Origin of the sequence: Thermosynechococcus sp. HN-54 (assembly GCF_023650955.1) — a bacterium.
Taxonomy (GTDB): Bacteria; Cyanobacteriota; Cyanobacteriia; order Thermosynechococcales; family Thermosynechococcaceae; genus Thermosynechococcus.
Window position 1 is genome coordinate 845980 of the sequence record NZ_CP098039.1, and the last position, 20849, is coordinate 866828.

General features: G+C 53.7%; 13 protein-coding genes. 5 read left to right on the forward strand and 8 right to left on the reverse strand.

Translation table 11 applies throughout. The features are described 5' to 3' along the window. Positions 1-10 precede the first annotated feature (10 nt). Positions 11-505: a translation initiation factor IF-3 gene (infC, locus tag NBE99_RS04070; RefSeq protein ID WP_250683218.1), complete on the reverse strand. Its 495-nt coding sequence runs from the start codon at positions 503-505 to the stop codon at positions 11-13. A 274-nt stretch (positions 506-779) separates the two neighbouring features. Here infC and NBE99_RS04075 point away from each other — a divergent pair, with 274 nt between their 5' ends. The 3 genes from NBE99_RS04075 (at position 780) to NBE99_RS04085 (ending at position 7621) form a co-directional block, all read left to right on the forward strand. Beyond that, positions 780-1988, forward strand: a complete 1209-nt coding sequence (locus tag NBE99_RS04075; RefSeq protein ID WP_250683219.1) for an efflux RND transporter periplasmic adaptor subunit — start codon at positions 780-782, stop codon at positions 1986-1988. A 5-nt stretch (positions 1989-1993) separates the two neighbouring features. Next, complete coding sequence (locus NBE99_RS04080; RefSeq protein ID WP_250683220.1) at positions 1994-5128, forward strand: efflux RND transporter permease subunit; 3135 nt, start codon at positions 1994-1996, stop codon at positions 5126-5128. Between the two features lie 63 nt (positions 5129-5191). Next, a complete protein-coding gene (locus NBE99_RS04085; protein WP_250683221.1) occupies positions 5192-7621 on the forward strand; it encodes a DNA topoisomerase (ATP-hydrolyzing) subunit A in 2430 nt (809 codons plus the stop codon). Here the strand turns inward: NBE99_RS04085 and tilS are convergent. Next, complete coding sequence (gene tilS / locus NBE99_RS04090) at positions 7542-8576, reverse strand: tRNA lysidine(34) synthetase TilS (RefSeq protein WP_250683222.1); 1035 nt, start codon at positions 8574-8576, stop codon at positions 7542-7544. The genes NBE99_RS04085 and tilS overlap by 80 nt on opposite strands. 13 nt (positions 8577-8589) lie before the next feature. After that, positions 8590-9549, reverse strand: coding sequence for a c-type cytochrome biogenesis protein CcsB (ccsB, locus tag NBE99_RS04095; protein WP_250683223.1), 960 nt, complete (start codon positions 9547-9549; stop codon positions 8590-8592). A gap of 183 nt (positions 9550-9732) precedes the next feature. Here ccsB and NBE99_RS04100 point away from each other — a divergent pair, with 183 nt between their 5' ends. Further along, entirely contained in the window at positions 9733-10515 is a 783-nt protein-coding gene (locus NBE99_RS04100) for a YaaW family protein (RefSeq protein ID WP_250683224.1), read from the forward strand. Here the strand turns inward: NBE99_RS04100 and NBE99_RS04105 are convergent. The 4 genes from NBE99_RS04105 to NBE99_RS04120 form a co-directional block, all read right to left on the reverse strand. Then, the gene (locus tag NBE99_RS04105; protein ID WP_250683225.1) at positions 10512-13511 is read right to left on the reverse strand and encodes a DEAD/DEAH box helicase; all 3000 of its coding nucleotides are present in this window, start codon (positions 13509-13511) and stop codon (positions 10512-10514) included. The two genes, NBE99_RS04100 and NBE99_RS04105, sit on opposite strands and share 4 nt — an antisense overlap. A gap of 9 nt (positions 13512-13520) precedes the next feature. After that, positions 13521-17393 (reverse strand): EAL domain-containing protein, encoded by a 3873-nt coding sequence (locus tag NBE99_RS04110; protein ID WP_250683226.1) that lies wholly within the window; start codon positions 17391-17393, stop codon positions 13521-13523. A gap of 80 nt (positions 17394-17473) precedes the next feature. Further along, complete coding sequence (gene trmD, locus NBE99_RS04115) at positions 17474-18205, reverse strand: tRNA (guanosine(37)-N1)-methyltransferase TrmD (RefSeq protein ID WP_250683686.1); 732 nt, start codon at positions 18203-18205, stop codon at positions 17474-17476. Then, positions 18205-18564, reverse strand: a complete 360-nt coding sequence (locus tag NBE99_RS04120) for a hypothetical protein (RefSeq protein WP_250683227.1) — start codon at positions 18562-18564, stop codon at positions 18205-18207. The genes trmD and NBE99_RS04120 overlap by 1 nt, the downstream gene beginning before the upstream one ends. A gap of 151 nt (positions 18565-18715) precedes the next feature. Here NBE99_RS04120 and NBE99_RS04125 point away from each other — a divergent pair, with 151 nt between their 5' ends. Continuing rightward, complete coding sequence (locus tag NBE99_RS04125; protein ID WP_250683228.1) at positions 18716-19918, forward strand: transposase; 1203 nt, start codon at positions 18716-18718, stop codon at positions 19916-19918. On the opposite strand, the gene NBE99_RS04130 is transcribed toward NBE99_RS04125, so the two are convergent. After that, positions 19866-20696, reverse strand: a complete 831-nt coding sequence (locus tag NBE99_RS04130) for a S49 family peptidase (RefSeq protein WP_250683229.1) — start codon at positions 20694-20696, stop codon at positions 19866-19868. The genes NBE99_RS04125 and NBE99_RS04130 overlap by 53 nt on opposite strands. Positions 20697-20849: the final 153 nt, after the last annotated feature.

Here is a 20849-nt window from a genome sequence, read left to right on the forward strand (position 1 = left end):
TGGATGAAAACTAACGCTTCGGCGCCAAAAGCATAATCATATTGCGCCCCTCTTGCTTGGGTGCCTGCTGTACTTCGGCAACCGCTTGCAGGTCATTGGCCATGCGGTTGAGGAGTTCTTCGGCTAGGTGGGAGTGCTGAATTTCCCGCCCTCGGAACGTCACAGTGGCCTTTACCTTGTCTCCGGCCTTGAGAAAACGCTCCGCCCGATTGATGCAGACATTATAGTCGTGCTCTTCAATTTTGTAGCGCATCTTCACCTCTTTGACATCGGAGGTGTGTTGCTTTTTACGGGCTTCACGCGCCTTCTTTTCCTGTTCAAAGCGAAACTTGCCGTAGTCAATAATTTTACAAACGGGTGGATCCGCCTTATCGCTCACAAGAACAAGATCAAGCTCCTTTTCGCGGGCGATCGCCATCGCCTCTTGGGACGACATAATCCCCAACTGGGAACCATCACTATCCACCACTCGCACCCGAGGAAAGCGGATGCGTTCATTAATCATCGGTTGTTCTTGTTGTGTTTTTTTGGTAAGAGCCACTGGTACCTGTACTGTCGTTGATAAACGTTGGCACAAGGACTATCCTAGCTTTCAGGCGAGCTAGAAATGACCCCCTGCCCCTTGCTCTACATCTTAGCCGAGGATTGCCAATAGAGACTATTATCTCTGCCCCTCAGCAAATAAAAACGGATCATTAAGGCAAGTGCCGCTCCCTACGCTCCTAGGCTAGACTGAGGATACTTGTTGCCCACCCTAGGTGAAATTGAAGGTCTGAGGTATGGTGCAGCGGCAACTGCTTACATCGACTCTGTTGGGAAGTCTCTGTTTCCTTACTACCGCCTGTGGGCAACCAAGAGCAACGCCCCCCCCACCAGTGGCACGGGTAAAACTGGCTGCTGTCCAAACACAACCCCTCTCCCAAACCGTTGTTTACAACGCCTCTTTACAATCTCGTGAGTCCATCACCCTGCAACCCCAAGTCTCGGGTCGGATTGTCCAAATCAACGTCCAAAGCGGCCAAGTGGTGAGCCAAGGTCAGCCCCTCATTCTCATTGATCCGTCTGAACAACAAGCGGTTGTCGCTAGCAATTTGGCGGCAATTCAATCCGCTCAAGCCAATGTTGAGAATGCTCGCTCGATCCTGCGCGCCCTTGAAGCCCAGCGCCGTGCCAACCTCGCCACCCTTGAGTTCAACCGAATGCAAGCGGAACGCTACACCCTTCTTTTTGAAGAGGGCGCTGTTTCCAAAGAGCAAGCCCAATCTTTCATTACCAGCTTTCGCACCGCCCAAGCTGACCTGCAACAAACTGAAGCGGATATTCGTGCCCAACAGGCCACTATTGCCCAGTTAGAAAAAGCCCTCCTCGCTGCCCAAGCTAATGCCCAGCAGCAGGCTGTGGTCTTGAACTGGTTTCAGGTGCGTGCTCCCTTTAGCGGTGTGATCGGCAATATTCCCCCGAAGGTGGGCGATTTTGTTACCCCCCAAACCAACCTCCTCACCCTGACCTCCAATCAACCCCTAGAGGTCTATATCCAAGTCCCGATTGAGCAAGTTCCTCGCATCCGTCGCGGCACGCCTGTGGAATTACTTGACCCCAATGGCAATGTCGTCGGGACAAGCTCGGTCTTTTTCATTGCCCCTAACACCACCAACAATACCCAGACCATTTTGGTTAAAGCCCTCTACGACAATACGCGGAATAATCTCCGTGCCGATCAACAAATTCAAGCCCGCATTATTCTCGATCAGCAACCGGGGATCTTAGTGCCGACCACAGCTGTCTCTAATCTTGCCGGCCAAAACTTTGTCTTTGTTGCCGAAAAAGACGCCGAGGGCAAAATGATTGCCAAACAAAAGCCCATTCATGTGGGGGCAATCCAAGGAAACAGCTACCAAGTTTTCAAAGGTCTCCAACCGGGAGAGCAAATTGTTATCTCGGGAATTCAGCGCCTGCGCGATGGCGTGCCCATTACCCCTGAATCATAACAACCATGATTAGCAATTTTTTTATTAAGCGACCCGTTTTTGCAACCGTGTGTTCTCTGTTGATTATTCTGGTGGGGACGATCGCGCTGCCAGCGCTGCCGATTGAGTATTACCCTGACGTCACACCTCCCACCATTCAAGTCTCTGCCAACTATGCAGGTGCCAGCGCCGAAACCGTTGAAACCAACGTCACTACGATTTTAGAAAGTCAAATTAATGGCGTGGAGGGGATGGACTACATTGACTCCACCAGTGACAGCTTTGGCAACAGTAATATCACGATTACCTTCACTGAAGGCTACAACAAAAATATTGCCGCTGTTGATGTCAATAATTTGGTAGCCTCTGTCACCTCGCAACTCCCACCGGAGGTGATTAACACGGGGGTTAATGTCAGTAAATCAACTAGGCAAATTGTCTTGGCGATCGCGCTGTACCCAGAGGAAGGGTATGATTACGACTCTACGTTTATCAGTAACTACGCGACCCTCTACGTCGTGCAACCCCTACAACGGCTGCAAGGGGTAGGCCAAGTCCAAGTCTTTGGTCAGCGCACCTATGCCATGCGGATTTGGCTCGATCCCAATCGCTTAGCCAGTCGCGGTCTCACAGCTCAAGATGTGGTGCGTGCTCTATCGGATCAAAACGTCCAAGTGGGGGCTGGGATTATTGGGGCACCACCAGCCCCAGCAGGGCAGGAGTTTCAAATCTCTATCCAAGCCCAAAGTCGCTTGGCATCGGAAGCGGAGTTTGCCGACATTATTATTCAGCGCGGCGAGGATGGTTCCGTAATCCGCATTCGCGATGTCGGTCGCACCGAACTGGGGGCACAAAGTTACAGGACGAACTTTCAGTTTGATGGCCGCAATGCGGTTGGTATTGGCATCTACCAACTCAGTGGCGCCAATGCCCTCGATATTGCCCGCGCCGTTGAAGCCGAGATGGCTGTTTTGGCCGAGAAATTTCCCCCCGGTCTGAAGTGGAGTGTGGGCTTTAGCACCACCGACGCGGTACAGGAATCGATTAAAGAGGTGGTCATTACACTCATTGTGGCCATCATCCTTGTGATTGCCGTGATCTTTTTGTTCTTGCAGGATTGGCGTGCCACGATCATTCCCTCGGTGACGATTCCCGTTTCCTTGGTGGGCACCTTTGCCTTTATGAAGGCCTTTGGCTTTTCGATCAACAGTTTGACCATGTTTGGCTTGGTGCTAGCCACGGGGCTGGTGGTGGATGATGCCATCGTGGTCGTAGAAAATGTCACTCGCCTTATGGAAGAAGAGGGCATGACCCCCCAAGAAGCCGCCAGTCGCTCCATGGAAGAGGTGACAGGGGCACTGATTGCCACCTCGTTGGTGATGATGGCAGTCTTTATCCCTGTGGCCTTTTTTCCGGGGGTTACGGGTCGGCTGTATCAGCAGTTTGCGTTGACAATTGTCTTTTCGATCGCCCTTTCCACCTTTAATGCCCTAACCCTCTCTCCCCCTTTGTGTGCGCTGCTCCTACGGCGAGAACGGCCACCGATGGCAAACTTTATCTTGTTTCGCTGGATCAACCGCTTCATTGACACAATGCGGCGGGGGTATGAACGCAACCTCAATAGGATTGTGCGATTCAAATACTGGGTGCTGGCGGGATTCGTAGCGCTCCTTGGGTTTACCTACTGGCTATTTCAGATAGTTCCTGGTGGCTTTGTCCCCCAAGAGGATCAAGGTTATTTTGTTACCCTTGTGCAATCGCCTCAGGGGGTATCCCTCGAATATACGAGCAATATTGTCTTCAAGGTCGCGGCAGCGATCGCCCAAAATCCAGCGGTCGAACATACCTTTGCCATTGGCGGCTTTAGCTTCTTCGGCACAGGTTCAGACAAGGGAATTATCTTTACGAGTCTCAAGCCCTGGTCACAGCGGCCAACGATTGATCAGTTGCTGCCCCAGTTTCAAAAGGCAGTGGGCGGTGAACTGGGTGCGACGGTGTTTTCCGCCAATGTACCAACGATCAACCTTGGTGGGAGTGGCCTTGGTGGGTTTGATATGCAGGTGATGGATCAGCAGGATCTCGGCCTTGAGACCTTGGCGAATTCGGTCAACGAACTGCTCCTCAAAGCCAATACCATCCCTGGCCTTGTTGGAGTGAATACCCCCTTTGCCATTAACGCCCCCCAGTTGAGGGTGACGGTGGATCGCACCCGTGCCCTTGCCTTGGGGATTCCCCTCAAGGACATTTTTAATGCCATGCAGATTTACTTGGGGTCGGTGTACGTCAACCAATTCACCCTTTTTGCCCGCAGTTACCAAGTGATTGTGCAGGCAGATCAGCAGTTTCGCTCGAATCCCGACGACATCAACCGCATCTACGTGCGCTCAGAACAAAATGCCTTGATTCCCCTCAGTAACCTCGTCACCATAGAGCAGGTCTCGGCACCGCCCATTATTCATCACCACAACCTGTTCCGTTCCGCAGAAGTCACTGGCCAAAGTGTGCCCCCCCTGAGTGAGAGTCAAGCCATGCTGACGATGGCCTCCTTGGCCGAAGAGACCCTTCCCAATGGCATTGGCTATAGCTGGACAGGGTTATCCCTCGAGTCCACCCGCTCCGCAGGGCAGGCACCGTTGATTTTTGGCCTTGGTCTGGTGTTTGTGTTCCTCGTGCTTTCAGCGCAGTACGAAAGCTATATTGACCCCTTGATCATTATCCTTTCGGTGCCTTTGGCGATCATGGGCGCTTTGCTGGCACAGTGGTTGCGGGGGCTGAATAATGATGTGTTCTGTCAAATTGGCTTGGTAATGCTGATTGGTCTGTCGAGTAAAAATGCCATTCTGATTGTGGAGTTTGCCAACCAAATTCGCGAAAGCAAGGGCACTTCTATTGTCAAGTCAGTGATTAATGCCGCTGAGGAACGACTGCGCCCCATTTTGATGACGGCCATCTCCTTTATTCTGGGCATCTTCCCGCTGGTTATTGCTACGGGTGCCGGGGCAAAATCCCGTCACTCCTTGGGAACGAGTGTCACCGGCGGCATGCTTGCGGCCACATTTCTCAGTTTCTTTGTGGTGCCGATCATTTACATCCTCATTAAGGAACTAGTGGCGCGGCTGACCAAGGAGAAGCTCGAGGAAGCAACCCCAACGGAGTCTTAACTTACTTTACAATTTGCAAAACTCTTGTATCGTGGGGAATGATCCTTTGGCTCGTTCGTGATCATGCCCAAACAACTGGATTTGCTGACCTCTGGACAGGTGATCCCAACACCCCTGCACAGTGAAATGCAACGCTCCTATCTGGAGTACGCCATGAGTGTAATTGTGGGGCGGGCACTACCCGATGTGCGGGATGGGCTAAAACCAGTGCATCGGCGGATTCTCTATGCCATGTACGAGTTGGGGCTGACGCCCGATCGCCCCTTTCGCAAGTGTGCACGGGTGGTGGGGGATGTGCTGGGGAAATATCATCCCCATGGGGATCAGGCGGTCTATGAGGCACTGGTGCGCTTGGTGCAGCCCTTTAGCAGTCGCTATCCTCTCTTGGCTGGGCATGGCAATTTTGGCTCCATTGATGATGATCCCCCGGCGGCGATGCGCTATACGGAGACCCGCTTGGCAGCGATCGCCCACCGCCCACTGTTAGAGAATATCAGCGACGCCATTGTGGATTTTGTCCCCAACTTTGACAGTTCCCAAGAGGAGCCATTGGTGCTGCCGGCACAACTGCCCATGTTGCTATTGAATGGCTCAACGGGAATTGCCGTGGGCATGGCCACAAATATCCCACCCCATAATCTAGGGGAAGTGGTGGATGCCCTGATTGCGCTCATTGATCGCCCCCATCTCTCCCTAGAGGAACTGCTCACCTACCTGCCGGGACCCGACTTTCCCACGGGGGGCGTGATTGTGGATGGGGCAGAGTTGCTGCGCGCCTATGCGACAGGTCGAGGGACGATTACGCTGCGGGGGGTGGCTACTCTTGAGGATATTCAGCCCGGACGCGGCCGCCACCGCCGCCAAGCAATTGTGGTGACGGAGCTGCCCTATCAGGTGAATAAGGCGGCATGGATTGAGAAGGTGGCGGATTTGGTCAACCAAGGGCGCTTGGAGGGCATTGCCGATCTGCGGGATGAGAGCGATCGCGAGGGCCTGCGGGTGGTCATTGAATTGAAGCGGGATGCCTCAGCGGCGCAACTCTTGGAGCAACTCTACCGCCTGACGGCACTACAAGTAACCTATGGTATCAACTTGATGGCACTGGTGGGCAATCAACCCCGCCAACTCTCCCTCAAGGAGATTCTCAGTGAGTTTCTTCAGTTCCGCGAACAGACCCTGCTACGGCAGTATCGCCATGAACTAGAAACGGCTCAAGCCCGCCAGCATGTGGTGATGGGACTCTTCATCGGCCTCAATGCGGTGGATCAGGTGATTGAGATCTTGCGATCGGCAGCCGATGGCAGTACAGCACAACAGGAATTAATGAGTCGCTTGGGATTGAGCGATCGCCAAGCCAGTGCTTTGATTGCCATGCCCCTACGTCGCCTCACCCAACAGGAGCGCCAAGAACTAGAACGGGAACAGGCAGATCTGCAAGTGCGGATTGCACAATTGGAAACCCTGATTCACCAGCGACCTGAACGCCTCAAGGCACTGAAACAAGAATTGCGACAGTTGAAAAAAGAATTTGGCGACCCCCGCCGTACGCAGATTTTGCAGGACGCTCCTCCTCCCCCTGAGGAAACGAATGATCGTGGCAGTGATCCCCTCTGGATAGAAATCAGTCATCGCGGCTATGGTCGCTGTCTGCCCCAGCGCAGTCGGAGTAGTCTCCCGTTGCAAACGTGGCTACCATGGTCGGAGCCATTGCCCTTGGGCTTCACGGCACAGTCTAGCGATCGCCTGTGGCTGTTTACCGAAAGCGGCAAGGTCTATCCATTGCCCGTAGAGCGATTACCCGTTACCAGCCGCCGTGAGAGCGATCGCGGGCAACCGCTGCTGACTCTCTTGCCGGAATCAGCGCAAGGGGAAACCCTGCTGACGGTACTTCCCCCACAACAAACGGCACAAATGCTGATCTTGCTGACGCGCCAAGGTCGCATTAAGGTCATCCCCATTGCAGATCTCCAAGACCTGAGCGGGCGCGGTCTCCAACTCACGAAACTCAAGGCGGGGGATGCCCTCGGTTGGGTACTGCCTGCGGATACGGATCATTTGGTGTTGGCCACCTCGCGGGGACGGATTTTTCACTTTTTCATCTCTGACATTCCAGCTTTGGGACGGCTGAATCAAGGCCAAACGGCCGTGCGCCTCAGTGTGCAGGAGACCTTAGTGGGGGCGATCGCCCTTGCGGAACTCGAGAATGTCATCCTTGTTACCGCTTCAGGCCTTGGTAAACAAGTGCCCCTCCCCCTAATTGAAATTGTGCCCCTTGGTCATTTAGGCCAGTTGGCGATGCCCCTGCGGCAAAAATCGGATCGCTTGGCGGGCATTGGCCGTGGCGGTAGCCCCTTGGCACTAGTGACGAGCCAAGAACGGGCATGGATTACCAACGGTGAAGAGATTCCCATCCTCAATAAAGAAGCGATGGGGGTGGCGATCGCTCCCCTTGATGCGGGGGAACAGGTTCAGGCGGTAGTGCCGTTGACCTAATCAGTTCGATCCACTGGCCACAGACCCGCAGGTGGTAACCCCCCGGCAACGTTGAGGTTTGGCTGCCATTGCCTGCCGCGATCAGGAGACGCGCCGCTTCAATAACGCTGAACTCAATGCCCCGTTTTAGGTGCTGGCGGAGGAATCGCTGGATTAAACGGCGTTGCAGTGCAAGGGGCAATTCCTTTAGGCGCAGCCGATCCAAGGCGGGGGGATGCTCGCGGATCACAGTGGGGGCAAGACGCTCCACCTCAGCCTCGAAATAGGCGCGATCGCCAGCGAGCAGTTCAGCGGTTTGGGCAAGTACCTCTTCCACATTCGGATTGAAGTGCTGTTGCAGATAAGGGATTAACTCCAACCGCAGCCGATTGCGGCGATAGTTCAGATTTTGGTTTGTTTCATCCGGCCAGACGGGTAATCCGTAGGCTTGGCAAAAGGCAGCGGTTTCAGCTCGTGTCATTCCTAGGAGCGGGCGCACTAACTGAATGCTTCCCAAGGAACGGGTGGGTAAGAGGGTGGCTAGGCCATCGGGACTAGTGCCGCGCAACAGGTGCAGTAATAGACTTTCGGCGCGATCGCTCTGGGTATGGGCTGTCACCACATGGGTACAATTCAAGGCCTTGGCCACCGTCTCAAACACTTGATAGCGCCAAGTGCGGGCTGCCGCCTCCGTTTTGGGCATCTCAGGGGCACTCACCACTTCACAGGCGAGACCCCACGCTTGGGCTAACTCTTGCACAAAGCTCGCATTGGCATCACTGTCCTCGCGCCAGCGGTGATTACAATGAACCACCGCCAAATCCCACTGCCACTGGGGTTGCAAATCCACCAAAAGCCGAGTCAAGCAAACAGAATCCTGCCCCCCCGATAGAGCAATGAGAATTCGTGAGCCTTGGGGGAGCCATTGATGAGTTTTTAAGTCCGTATGCAGGCGGGCGTGGTGGATGCCCCACACTTGCTCAACCCAGCTAGAAGAACCAGCCGTAGGAGTGAAGTCCCTTGCCCAGCAAGTTCACCCCTAAGTAGCAAACCCAGACCACCCCAAAGCCCACGGTGGCGAGAATGGCCGGCTTACGCCCCTGCCAATCGCGGGTAATACGGGCATGGAGGTAGGCCGCATACACTAGCCAAACAATCAGTGCCCAAGTCTCCTTAGGATCCCAACTCCAAGGTGCCCCCCAAGCTTCATTTGCCCAAACGGCTCCAGAGATGATGCCAATTGTCAACAGCGGAAAGCCAAGACCAATCATGCGGTAGCTCAAGTTATCGAGGGTCTCGGCTAAGGTCAGGCGTTGCAAACTCAATTGCAAGGTGGGTTGGGTGAGCACCGTTGTTCCACCACCCCCGGTCGAAGATTCTAAAGAAGGTTCTGGCGTACGACTGCGGAAGCTGCCTGTGCCCACGGAGCTGCCCTTGAGGCTGACGGGTTTGCCCCATGTGACCACCAAGAAGGCGATCGCCAGCAGTGACCCCACCATCAATGTGGCATAGCTCAGCATCATCACACTGACGTGCATCATCAACCAGTTGGACTTCAGGGCAGGCACTAGAGGCGCTGACTGTTGCATTTCCGGGGGGAGTGAAAGGGCTGCAAAGGCCGTAATTCCCATGGCGACGGGTGCGGTAACAACCCCCACAAGGCGCTGGCCACTGATGGACTCCGCCACAAAGTGCATAGCTGTTAGCCCCCAGCACAGGAAAAAGAGGGATTCGTAGAGATTACTGATGGGAAAGTAGCCGCCCTCAATCCAACGTGCTGCCAGCAGGCCAGTAATACAGAGATTGGCGATCGCCATCCCCGTGCGACCCGCAGTGGTCAGAACAGGCCATTGGGGAAACGCTGCCCCACACCAGTAGAGCAACATCGTGATCAAAAGCACCGCAAAGGCAGTATTATCGAGCCAACCTTCTAGGGTTAATAAATCCATAGGTTTTTGTTTTGCCAGCCTGCTACTCTTTTGTATTGTACTGTCCGAACCGCGCTTTTCTGGGATAGTTGAGCGTGTTCCATGCCTATGCAAAGGGCTGTACCACAATTTCAGCCTGAATCCTTATAATCAGGGGTGAAGAATCATCGTGTTCAATTGTGCTGCTGCTGGAGCGAGAACCCCATGAACGAGCTACGGGCTGCGCTGGAATTGGCGACGGAGGAGGAGCTGCAAGACCTAACCGAAATTCTGTTTCGTCGTCGGCTCAACCCCTTGGACTATCTAACGACGCCCGATCCCATTGCTGTCCAAGCTCAGGATCGCCAAGCATGGCTCGATGACATTGAAGAGCGGTTTCGCTTTTTGGCGGCAGATGGTCTGACGGTGCTCAAGGGCAAAGCCCAGCAAATCAGCTATCGGCAAACGTTGATGCGGGTCTGTCGCTATCTGAAAATTAAGTTTTCCCCCAGTTGGACCGTGCCACAACTGGAAATGGAAATCTTCCTGAATGTGTTGCAGCGGATGTGGAAAAAGCTGGGGGATGAGGATCGCAAGGTCTTGGCCGCCCAAATTCAAGATAGCTTGCCCGAACTGCGCAACGGCCACCCCATTTCTATGGAAACCGTACGCCTGATCCTAGAGGGGGGAGCGGCGATCGCCATTAGTTCTGTTGTGCGCTCAATGGTGGTGCAGCAGGTGGCACGGCAGTTTGCGATTCATTTTGCGGGCTACAAGCTCTCAATTACCCCCTTGGTGTCACGGGGAGCAGCGATGGGAGCCGCTCGGTTTGCGGTGGGGCGCAGTGTCTTGGCCTTTGCCAGTACCGCCCTGTGGGTGTGGTTTATTGCCGACTTGGGTTGGCGCGCCATTTCCACAAACTATGCACGCATTATTCCCACTATTTTCGCGATCGCCCAAATTCGCCTCCTGCGGGGTGAGCAGGCATCCCAGTGGGCAATGGCCTAGAGCGTGATTACTCGCTCCTTGTCGAGGGTGAGCAGTTGCCGCAGTTGATCGAGGTTGAGTTCGGTTAGCCAGTGTTCACCACTGCCCACAATCATTTCCGCGAGGGCTTTTTTCTGTTCGATTTGCTCGTGGATCTTCTCTTCAAGGGTGCCCGTGCAGACAAATTTGTGGATTTGGACATTGCGGGCTTGCCCAATGCGGAAGGCGCGATCGCTGGCTTGATTTTCAACGGCAGGGTTCCACCAGCGATCGTAGTGAAAGACATGATTGGCACGGGTGAGGTTGAGGCCGACACCACCCGCCTTTAGGGAAAGAATAAAGACACTAGGTGCCTCTGGATCGTGCTGAAACCGTTCCACCATTAATTCGCGCTGGGCTTTAGGCGTGCTGCCTGACAGGAAAAAGACCTCCTGCTGTAGCACCTGCTCCAGATAGGTTTTTAGGTGTTTGCCAAACTCAGCAAATTGAGTGAAAACAAGGGCGCGATCGCCCACTTCCTGAAGCTCTTGCAGCATTTCTATCAGGCGTTGCAATTTACCCGAGCGATCGGGGGCATAGTCTTCCTGCTTGAGATACTGGGCGGGATGGTTACAGATTTGCTTCAGCTTGGTTAGGGTGGCCAAGATATTGCCCCGCCGCTGGATGCCTTCACTATTTTCAATGGCAGCAAGGGAGTCTTCCACCACCGCACTGTAAAGGTGCATTTGCTCTAGGGTGAGACCGCAATAGACCAGCATCTCCTGTTTTTCGGGCAGGTCTTGGATAATGCTGCGGTCAGTTTTTAGACGACGCAGAATGAAGGGCTGAACATAGGTGCGCAGGGCGCTGAGGGAAGTGGTGTCGCCATAGCGTTCAATGGGACGGACATAGCGATGCTGAAAGTAGGTGCGATTGCCGAGGTACCCCGGATGCAGAAAGTCCATAATCGACCAGAGTTCCAGCAGGCGATTCTCTAGAGGGGTTCCCGTCAAGGCAATGCGAAACTGGGCGGAGAGTTCCCGCGCTGCTTGGGACTGCTGCGTGTTAGCATTCTTGATGTTTTGGGCTTCATCAAGGACTAGATGCTGCCATGACACCTGTTGCAAGGTGGCGCGATCGCGCTGGAGAAGGGCATAACTGGTGAGAATCAGATCGTGAGTTTCGACGTTTTTCAACAATGCCTTGCCCTTGGGGCGATCGCTCCCGTGGTGCACATAGGGGCGCAAGGTCGGTGCAAACTTTTGGCACTCCCGCAGCCAGTTCCCCAGGACAGAGGTGGGACAGATCAAGAGCGTCGGTCGGTAGGCCCGTCCTGCTTCCTTGAGGTGGAGCAAAAAGGCCAATAGTTGAATCGTTTTCCCCAACCCCATGTCATCGGCTAAGCAGGCTCCCAGCCGCCAGCGTTCCAAGAAACTTAGCCACGCCACCCCCCGTGCTTGGTAGGGGCGCAGTTCACCGCAAAACTCCTGTGGTGTCGGCACTGGCTCAAGGGTTTGTTTACCCGTGAGGCCATCGAGGAGTGCCTGAAGCGCATCATTGGCGTCTAAACCAAGAATGGGTAACTTGGCCACCGTCACTGTCTCCCCCGTAGCAATGCGTAGCGTATCCGCAAGGGAGAGTTGGGTCTTTTGGGGGGACTGGAGAAACTCTTGAGCTGCCTTGATCTCTTGGGGACGCAGCAGCACCCACTCACCATTGAGATAAACAAGGGGACTCTCTTGGCGGCGCAGTTGCTCAAAATCTGCTTCCGAGAGGGGATGCTGCCCCAACTGTAATTGCCACTGAAACTGCATCAAGCTCTCAATACTCAAGCCGCTGGTGGCCGTGGGCGGCAATGTGGCAATCATCTTCAGACCCAAGCGATGTTGGGCGCTGTTGCGGCGCAAACTCGGTGGCAAAATAATCGCAACCCCCTGCTGCTCAAGGGGTGGAATGGCACCTTGCAAGAAGGCATAAACTTCCGTGGTTTGCAGCGTTAGACCAACAGGGGAGGGTTCTTGGAGACTGCGATCAAGGGGGCGGTATATGCGTGAGGCCAAGCCCAGTCCTCGCAGCAGCGTCTCTTGGGGCTGCCAGAGCACTTGCCCTTGATAGAGGAGAGACTCTTGAGTGCATTGCCAAATCTCTGCGGCAGCGAGCATCGTTTCCGCTTCGCCCTCAGCTTGCAAGCCAAAGGCCAAGTGCCAGTCGCCATCGGCTGTGTCCGGAGGCACTAGCTGCAGAGCTAAGCGCCATTGCGGGCGCAGATCCAACTGTTCCCGATAGGGTTCTTGCCAACGCTGGAGCCGTTCAATGAGGGGGGGCGGGAGTTCTGTGGCTTGACCTGTTTTTAGGAAGGTTAACCAGTGGCTATGCTCTTTTGCCACCCCCACTTTGGGTAAGTCTAGGGCGGCGAGGGCAGTGTGGAGATAGCCCTGCAAGGTGTGCTGGAGAAAATCTGCCAATAGATCAGTGGCATGGGGCGGAAACCGCAGAGCCGCGGCATCCCCTTGATAACAGCGACACAGATGCGGCATCAGTTGGCTAAATTGGCGAAAGCGATCGCGATCGCCCCCATGGGTGAGCAGAATCCGCCATCCCTCAGCCGTCGGTAGGTATTGGCCGCGCACAATTAAATCCAGCAGCCAGCGACTAACGTGCAGCCAATAGCGCAGATCATCGCCAATACCAAGGCTTTCTCGCTTCTGAAGGCTCAGTTGATGCAGCTGCTCTAAAACCCCTGAGGCAGGAATGACCCAGCCCGGCACCTGCCATAGAAACAGTGGTTCACCATTGACTTCCGCTAGGGGAGGCGGTAACAGGTGATGCTCCTGAATCTGTGCGGGCAAAGCAGCATAGGCAACACTCGGACTGGCCTTAGCAAGCGGGGGTGTCTTCAGTTGGCTGGCATAGGGATAAATAGGCACAGCCGTCGAGACCCAAGGCGTAATTGCCTGAGTGAGCGATCGCCATTCTTCTGCCCATACAAAAAAGTGCGGCGTCGGCGTTGCCAGCCACGTCCCATGGAAAACAGCCATGCCAATATTTTAGTGGGCTTTTAAGAGGGATTCGAGCGCTTCAGGAGGCATGGGTCGCGCAAAGAGATACCCTTGGCCATAGTCACAGCCCAATTGCCGTAACGTTTGCAGTTGCTCATGGGTTTCAATGCCCTCAGCAATGGCACGATAGCCCAACTGATGGGTAAGAACCAAAATCATCTGGGTAATTTGAAAGTTACGCTCATTTTGTTCCAATTGACTGACAAAGGAACGATCCACTTTCAGGTGTTGAATCGGCAGGCTATGGAGATAACTGAGGCAGGAATACCCCGTGCCAAAGTCATCAATACTGATGTCAATATCGCGATCGCCCAAGGCTTGCAGCAGACTCAGCATGTCACTTCCCAATTCAATCGCCATGCTTTCTGTGAGTTCGAGCACCAACTGTCCTTTAGGGAAGGGATACTTCTGCCGAACAACATCAACATGGTTGAGGAAACTGGGATGCTTGAGCGTCTTGGCAGAAACATTGACGCTGAGAACTAAATCAGTGGCTGTTTCATACTGCTGTTTCCAAGTCCAGAACTGCTGACAGGCGTGCTCTAGTACCCACTGATCCAGTGCCACAATCAACCCCGTATCCTCAGCAATCGGAATAAACTGTGCCGGTGACACTAAGCCCCGCTCAGGATGCTGCCAGCGCACCAGCGCCTCCATTCCTGCCAGTTGTTGAGTCTGCAAATTAAAGAAGGGTTGATACAGCACCCGTAGCTGGTGGCGATTTAAGGCATGGCGCAGATCATGCTCAAGGTGGAGGCGCTCTAAAACCTGTTCGTACATCTCGCAGTTAAAGAGGGCATAACCCCCTTTTTGGTGCGTCTTGGCCTGATACATGGCAATGTCGGCATTGCGCAGGACTTCAAGACCATGCTGATACTCATTTTGAGCAAAGACCACACCAATACTGCTGCTGATAAAGATCTGCCGATCATCCACAATGAGGGGGATTTGCAGGCGATGAATAATGCGTTCACACAGGGCGATCGCCCCTTGAATTTCCGATAGGCCAGTTGCTAAGATCACAAATTCATCACCACCAAAGCGCGCCACTGTGTAGTTTTGGTCAATCAGATTGCGCAACAGAGCAGCAAAGGCCACGAGGATGCGATCGCCCACGGCATGACCCAAGCTATCGTTAATAACCTTAAAGCGATCCATATCTAAAAACAGCACCCCATAGTGAAAATTGGGATTCATCCGAGCTTGGGTAATCGCCGTTTCCAACTGCTCCATGAAGTAGAGACGGTTGGGCAACCCTGTCAATGAATCGTGGTAGGCCTCGTGGTGAAGCTGCATCTGCACCCGTACTCGGCTGGTGACATCGCGGGAAGTGGTCTGCAATTGCTGCAACTGGCCTTGACTGTCGTAGCGGGGTTTAACTAGGGTTTCCAGCCAGAGGATCTCCCCTTGCGCAGTACAGGCTTGATAAGTAATTGGCCAAAACTTTTGCTGCTGGATCATCTGTTGGAGATCTTGGATCACGCGCGATCGCTCCCGATCACAGCAAAGCTGGGCAAAATGTTGGCCAACAATCCGTTCAGCAGGGATGCCCAACAGGGTTTCGCAAGAGGGACTCACATAAAGACACTGCCACTGGAGGTCGTATAAAGCAACAATGTCGTTGATGTTCTCGGCCAAGAGCCGATAGCGTTCTTCACTCTCCCGCAGCGCCAGTTCAGTGGCTTTGCGGTCTGTAATGTCAATATGTGTCCCCACCACTTTACAGGGCTGGCCGTGCTCATCATGAATCAACACTGCATCACTGTGAAACCAACGGTACGAGCCATCCCGATGGCGCAAGCGAAAATCAATGTCGTACTCTGCCTCGCCTCGTAAGAACTTGCGGTAAGCCTCAATGGCGCGATCGCGATCCTGCGGGTGCAGTCGTTCTTCCCAATCCTTGGGACTGGCTTCTTCGGCAGTGGGAGGATAGCCCAACTGGGTTTTGTACGTTGGGGACACATAGGAGGTACCTGTACGCAGATCGCAAAAATAAAAGCCAATATTCGAAGCACGTGCCGCCAAGTCTAACTGCGCCTGTTGTTCCTTGAGGCGAGTCTCCGCCAAATACCGCTCGGTTACATCGAGAATGAGGGTGTACCACATTACTGCTCCATCGGGCAATTGTTCTGGCTGACCCGCACCTTCAACCCAGCGGATGTCACCATTGGCATAGCAAATTCGCCATTGCCAAAACCAAGGTTGCAGGGTACGTGCAGACTCAAGCACCGACTCCCACATGGCCGGCCGATCCTCAGGATGCACCATATTCCAGAGGACAGAACTATCTTCAGCGACAACCTCAGCAGGCACCCCCCAAAGCTGCTCACACATGGGGTTGAGATAAAAGACCTGATTGCGGCCATCGGGATAGTGGATGTAGCGGAAAATGGCTCCGGGGACATTGGTGGCGGTGAGGCGAAAGCGTTCTTCACTTTCCCGTAGGACAGCTTCAATACGACGGCGTTCAGCCAGTTCCTGCTGTGCCCGCTGATAGAGCGTGGCTTGGTAGATGGCCACCTCCAGTTGCGTGGAGATAGCACGAGCAAGGGAAATTTCTGCCGCTGACCACTCATGGCGTTGTTGGGGGGCAAAGAGAGTTAAGCTGCCCCAGATGCGATCCTCCACTATCAAAGGAATCAGTAACCATGCTCCTGGAAAAACAGCCGCAATTTCTTGATTGATGGGATCGGTAATTTCGCTGGTATCGGCAATGCTGACAATGTTGCCTGCTTTGAGGTCTGCGGCAAAGGGGTTATCGCGATCGGGAATTTCAAAACCAATGCGGTTAGGAAAGTTAGGATCGTGGTGATACTCTGCCACATACCGCCACACCTGCTGCTGTGCTAAATACTCCACGACAAAGGCATCAAACCCCAACCCCAGTTGTGCCACTTCCCGCACCGCTGTCTCAAAGATCGTGTCGAGATCAAGGGAATTGCGAATGGATTGAATAACGCGGTTGAGAGCCTGCTCCCGCAGCAACTGTTCCTTGAGGGCGGTAACATCGCGGCCAACAGACTGGATTTCTTGGAGGTTGCCCTCAGCATCAAAAATTCCTAAATTAATCCACTGTGTCCAACGAAATCCCTGCTGCGGATGATGCACTCGATTTTCATTAGCAAAGGAAGGGGCACTGGGACTCAGTTGAGCGACTTTCTCAAGCAGGGGAGGTAAATCTTCAGGCAGGACAAACTCAGACCAAGGGTAACCAATGACTTCAGTAGCGGGGCGGTTGAAGAGGCGACAAAAGGCATCATTGGCAAACGTAATGATGGTGTCGGCACGGGAGCGCAAGATAAAGTCTGTCTGAGTTTGCACTATGTCATAGTAACGGTTGGCTTGCTCTTGCCAATAATTTTTGAGTACTTGTTGTTCGATTTCACTACGCTTGCGCGTACTAATATCCCAAAACGTACTGATACTAAATTGAACCTGACCTTGGGGATCGAAGATCGGACTAGCTTGCACTTCCACCGTCAGCCGGCGATCGCCATACTCTACCTCCACCTCGAGCGGGGGCAATATCCGGCCTTGGAGAGCTTGAACACCGGGCAGTGCCTCCTTGGGATAGGGGCGATCGCTACCGCAGTAGAAAATCCGTAGCTCAGCACAAATTTGGCTAGCCGTTACTTCAGGATCCCGAACCCCCAACAGTACTCGGCCAGCGGGATTCATGTAAACAATCTGCCCAGTCACGTCATAGAGGGCAACGCCAACCGGCAAAGCCGACAGAACCGCTGCGAGGTAGTGCTTGACATCAGTGCCAATCCTTGTGCGAACCAAGTGAAGCAGCCTCTGGGTACAGACCGCCAAACTCGATGAACCAAAAGCAGAGGACGGCAGCGAGGAACTATCCATGCAACAGAGAGGAGGGGCGCACTGAAGATGACTTAGGGGTGAGAATGTCCGTGACAGCTAGCACAGTTTTAACTCATTCCTCAGTGTAATGGTTCTGAACCATTCTCGGAGGGTTTCTGTGCTTGTCGAGCTACCCATCGAGCATACAGATCGGGGCGGCGTTGGCGAGTGCGTTCAATTTGCTGTGCCCGCCGCCATGCGGCAATTTCCCCATGGTGACCAGAGAGCAAGACGGATGGTACGGTCCAACCCTGAAATTCTGCAGGTCGAGTGTAATGGGGATAATCCAGCAAGTCGTCTTCAAAGCTCTCTTGGTGGAGGGAGGCCGCTTTGCCCACGGTGCCCGGCAACAGTCGCAGCACACCATTGAGAATCACAAGGGCAGGAATTTCACCACAAGTCAGGACAAAATCGCCAATGGAGATTTCTTGGGTCACCAAATGTTCCACCACTCGTTCATCCACTCCCTCATAGTGGCCACAAAGAATCACCAGTTGATCCCGTTCCCGCGACCAGTGCCAGAGGTGCTGCTGGGTGAGGGGTTGCCCTTGGGGGGTGACATAGATAACTTCCCGCCGCGGTAAGCAGGGCAACGATTCTACCGCAGCAAAGAGGGGTTCGGGTTTCATCACCATCCCCACGCCACCGCCATAGGGTTCATCATCCACGCGCTGGTGCTTATCAGTACTAAACTGCCGCGGATTCGTCAGCACGACCTCAGCAATGCCCCGTGCCAAGGCTTTGGCCATTAACCCGCTGCTGAGGGGTGAGGTAAAGAACTCGGGAAAGAGGGTAATAATGTCAAAACGCATCACTGGGGACGACACGACAGGGAACCATAATAGGCAAGGGCGCGCAGTTGGCCAAGAGCACACAGTTGCTCCTGTTTCCATGCCTGCTGAGCCTCTGGCGCAGGGGGGGAGGGTTGAACGCCAAAAAGTTGGTTGATGAGGGGGGAGCGATCGCGCCGAAAACGCACAACGGCATACTCTCCCTCCTTAAGCCTGGCAGCAGTGGCAAGGGCGCTGAGGGTGTCTAGACGGCTGCGGGTACCATCAATCAGGCGGTAGCTTTGAGCCTGATCATTGCTAAAGATCATGGCTCCCATTTGGTTGCGGATGACACTGGGATCAATGCTGCGTGCCTGTGCCACATGATTGACCAAAAACATTGGGATACAAGCCCCGTCCTGCTACGCACGACCTAACGGTCTACAGGACGGCTTTTCTTGATTCCTAATGTACTCGATTAGAACCCATTAACTTTAGCAGATACTCGGCAAATGAGCTTTTAATAGAAACAGGCCACTTCTATTAGACACCGTGAAAGTCCGATACCAGTACAGAATCTACCCAACTCCGGGGCAACAGTCCAAACTTGCTCGGCTGTTCGGTTGTTGTCGTGTCGTCTGGAATGATGCATTAGCATTAATCAAATCAATCCCAAAGGGCGAGAAGTGGCCTAGCAATACTGAATTGCAGAAGCTCTGTATCACTCATGCCAAGCAAACCAAGGAACGACACTGGCTGGCAGAGGTCAGCAACATCCCCTTGCAGCAGTCCATCCGAGACCTAGCAGCCGCCTTGAAGAACTTCTTTGAGTCTCGGAAAGGGAAACAGGTTGGATTCCCTCGCTTCAAGAAGAAAACCAACGAGCAGTCCGCGCGGTTCACGAGAGGCGGTTTTGCAATCAAGGGGAAGAAGGTTTACCTCGCCAAGATTGGTGAAGTCAAAACCAAGTGGTCTAGACCATTACCGTCTGAACCCAGTTCAGTCACGGTCATCAAAGACTGCGCTGGACGATATTTTCTCAGCTTTGTGGTTGAGATTGAACCTGTTCACATCGAACCTAAGAACCAAGGGGTCGGCGTGGATTTGGGATTGGAAACGCTCGCCACATTGAGCACGGGTGAAAAGGTGAAAGCGCCCGACACCAGTGCGTTAGACCGCAAAATCCGTAAAGGGAAGCGCAAACTTGCCAGAGCAGTAAAAGGCTCAAAGCGGCGTGAACGGTTACGGATGGCGATTGCTCGTATGGAGTCCAAACAGCGTCATATACGCAAGGACTTCAACCAAAAGCTGGCAACTCGTTTAGTTCGAGACAACAGCGTGGTCGTGCTGGAAGACTTAAATGTCTCTGGCATGATGAAGAATCGGCAGCTGGCAAGAGCGATTCGTCGAGCGGGCTGGCGACAAATCAGAACGATGTGTGAGGCCAAGGGCAAGATGATTGCAGATCGGGAAGTCAGGGTTATCAACCGATGGGAGCCAACTTCTCAGGTCTGCTCTTGTTGTGGGTATCGATGGGGTAAGTTAGACCTCTCGATTCGGTCTGTCGTTTGCCTGAACTGCGGGGCTGAACACGATAGAGATGAGAATGCCAGCAAGAATATTGAGGCGGCAGGACGATGCCGACCTGAATGGGCAAACGCTAAGCAGTGTAAGACCTCCATGGAGGCGGTTGCTTGTTTGCCTACCCATCAGGAGCCAGCCGAGTGCTGGCAGACTGGGAATCCCCGTCCTTGAGGACGGTGGAGGATGTCAAAAACTTGGTGTACTCCTGCTCTAAACCCGCTTGAAAGACCTGAATTTCCTGTGGGGTGAGACGACGGAAGGGATTGCCCACGTCTTTGCCCCGACCGGCACTAAGGGTGCGCTCTTCTATACTATTGGCCGTGACACCCCCTAGAAAGAGACCATTGTCAAGACTCGTGGGGCGATCGTAGTAGAAGATGCTAGGCCCCAGAATGCCAATACTGCCAATCATACTGCCGTGGTCAGCATAGATCTTATCTGCGGCCACCATCGCCCAAACACCCCCAGAGGCAGAAATACCCTCAACAAAGGCATAGACAGGGTTCTGGGTGGCTTCACGGTAGGCTTTGGTCCCCTCGGCGATCGCCTGTGAGCCAAAGATCGTGCCCCCCGGTGTGCTGATGTTTAAAAAAACAGCCTTAATGGTTTTGTCCTTGGCAGCCTCCGCCAACTGCTGCTGTACTTCATAGCCGTAGGTAACCCCCACAAGGGGAGCAAAGAACGTATCCTCCTCGTTTTGAGGACTTCCCAGAATCAGTCCTGTGATGTCAATTCTAAGAATGCGATCGCGACTCGTTTCTTTGCCGCTGACGTGTTCATAAGGGCTAGTTTCACTTGCAGGTGCCAGGAGAACTCCTAAAAGGGCAAAGAAGACGGTGGCACTGAAGCCCACCACCCCTAGCGTGAAAAAAAAGGTCAGCGTGCCAAAGAAAATCAGACCACAGCGGTGAAACACACTTGGCCAAAAGGGGGGAAGTGAGCGCGTCATGGATGAGCAGAAGAAACGGTTTGGGTATAATCTGAACAGCTTTTCAGTCAAATGTTTTACTTATTGTAGCCAGAGTAGGCGGTTTTCTCTTGTTTTTGCTCCTCACGACCCCCCTTGCCGTGTTGGCTCGTCATCATCCTTTTGCGAGGTAGG

Bases quoted from the DNA above. Each gene is read 5' to 3' on its own strand.
- ccsB (WP_250683223.1), bottom strand. From the start codon at position 9,549: ATGGATTTATTAACCCTAGAAGGTTGGCTCGATAATACTGCCTTTGCG.
- NBE99_RS04075 (WP_250683219.1), top strand. From the start codon at position 780: ATGGTGCAGCGGCAACTGCTTACATCGACTCTGTTGGGAAGTCTCTGT.
- NBE99_RS04110 (WP_250683226.1), bottom strand. From the start codon at position 17,393: ATGGATAGTTCCTCGCTGCCGTCCTCTGCTTTTGGTTCATCGAGTTTG.
- NBE99_RS04080 (WP_250683220.1), top strand. From the start codon at position 1,994: ATGATTAGCAATTTTTTTATTAAGCGACCCGTTTTTGCAACCGTGTGT.
- NBE99_RS04105 (WP_250683225.1), bottom strand. From the start codon at position 13,511: ATGGCTGTTTTCCATGGGACGTGGCTGGCAACGCCGACGCCGCACTTT.
- infC (WP_250683218.1), bottom strand. From the start codon at position 505: ATGATTAATGAACGCATCCGCTTTCCTCGGGTGCGAGTGGTGGATAGT.
- trmD (WP_250683686.1), bottom strand. From the start codon at position 18,205: ATGCGTTTTGACATTATTACCCTCTTTCCCGAGTTCTTTACCTCACCC.
- NBE99_RS04130 (WP_250683229.1), bottom strand. From the start codon at position 20,696: ATGACGCGCTCACTTCCCCCCTTTTGGCCAAGTGTGTTTCACCGCTGT.
- NBE99_RS04100 (WP_250683224.1), top strand. From the start codon at position 9,733: ATGAACGAGCTACGGGCTGCGCTGGAATTGGCGACGGAGGAGGAGCTG.
- NBE99_RS04120 (WP_250683227.1), bottom strand. From the start codon at position 18,564: ATGTTTTTGGTCAATCATGTGGCACAGGCACGCAGCATTGATCCCAGT.
- NBE99_RS04085 (WP_250683221.1), top strand. From the start codon at position 5,192: ATGCCCAAACAACTGGATTTGCTGACCTCTGGACAGGTGATCCCAACA.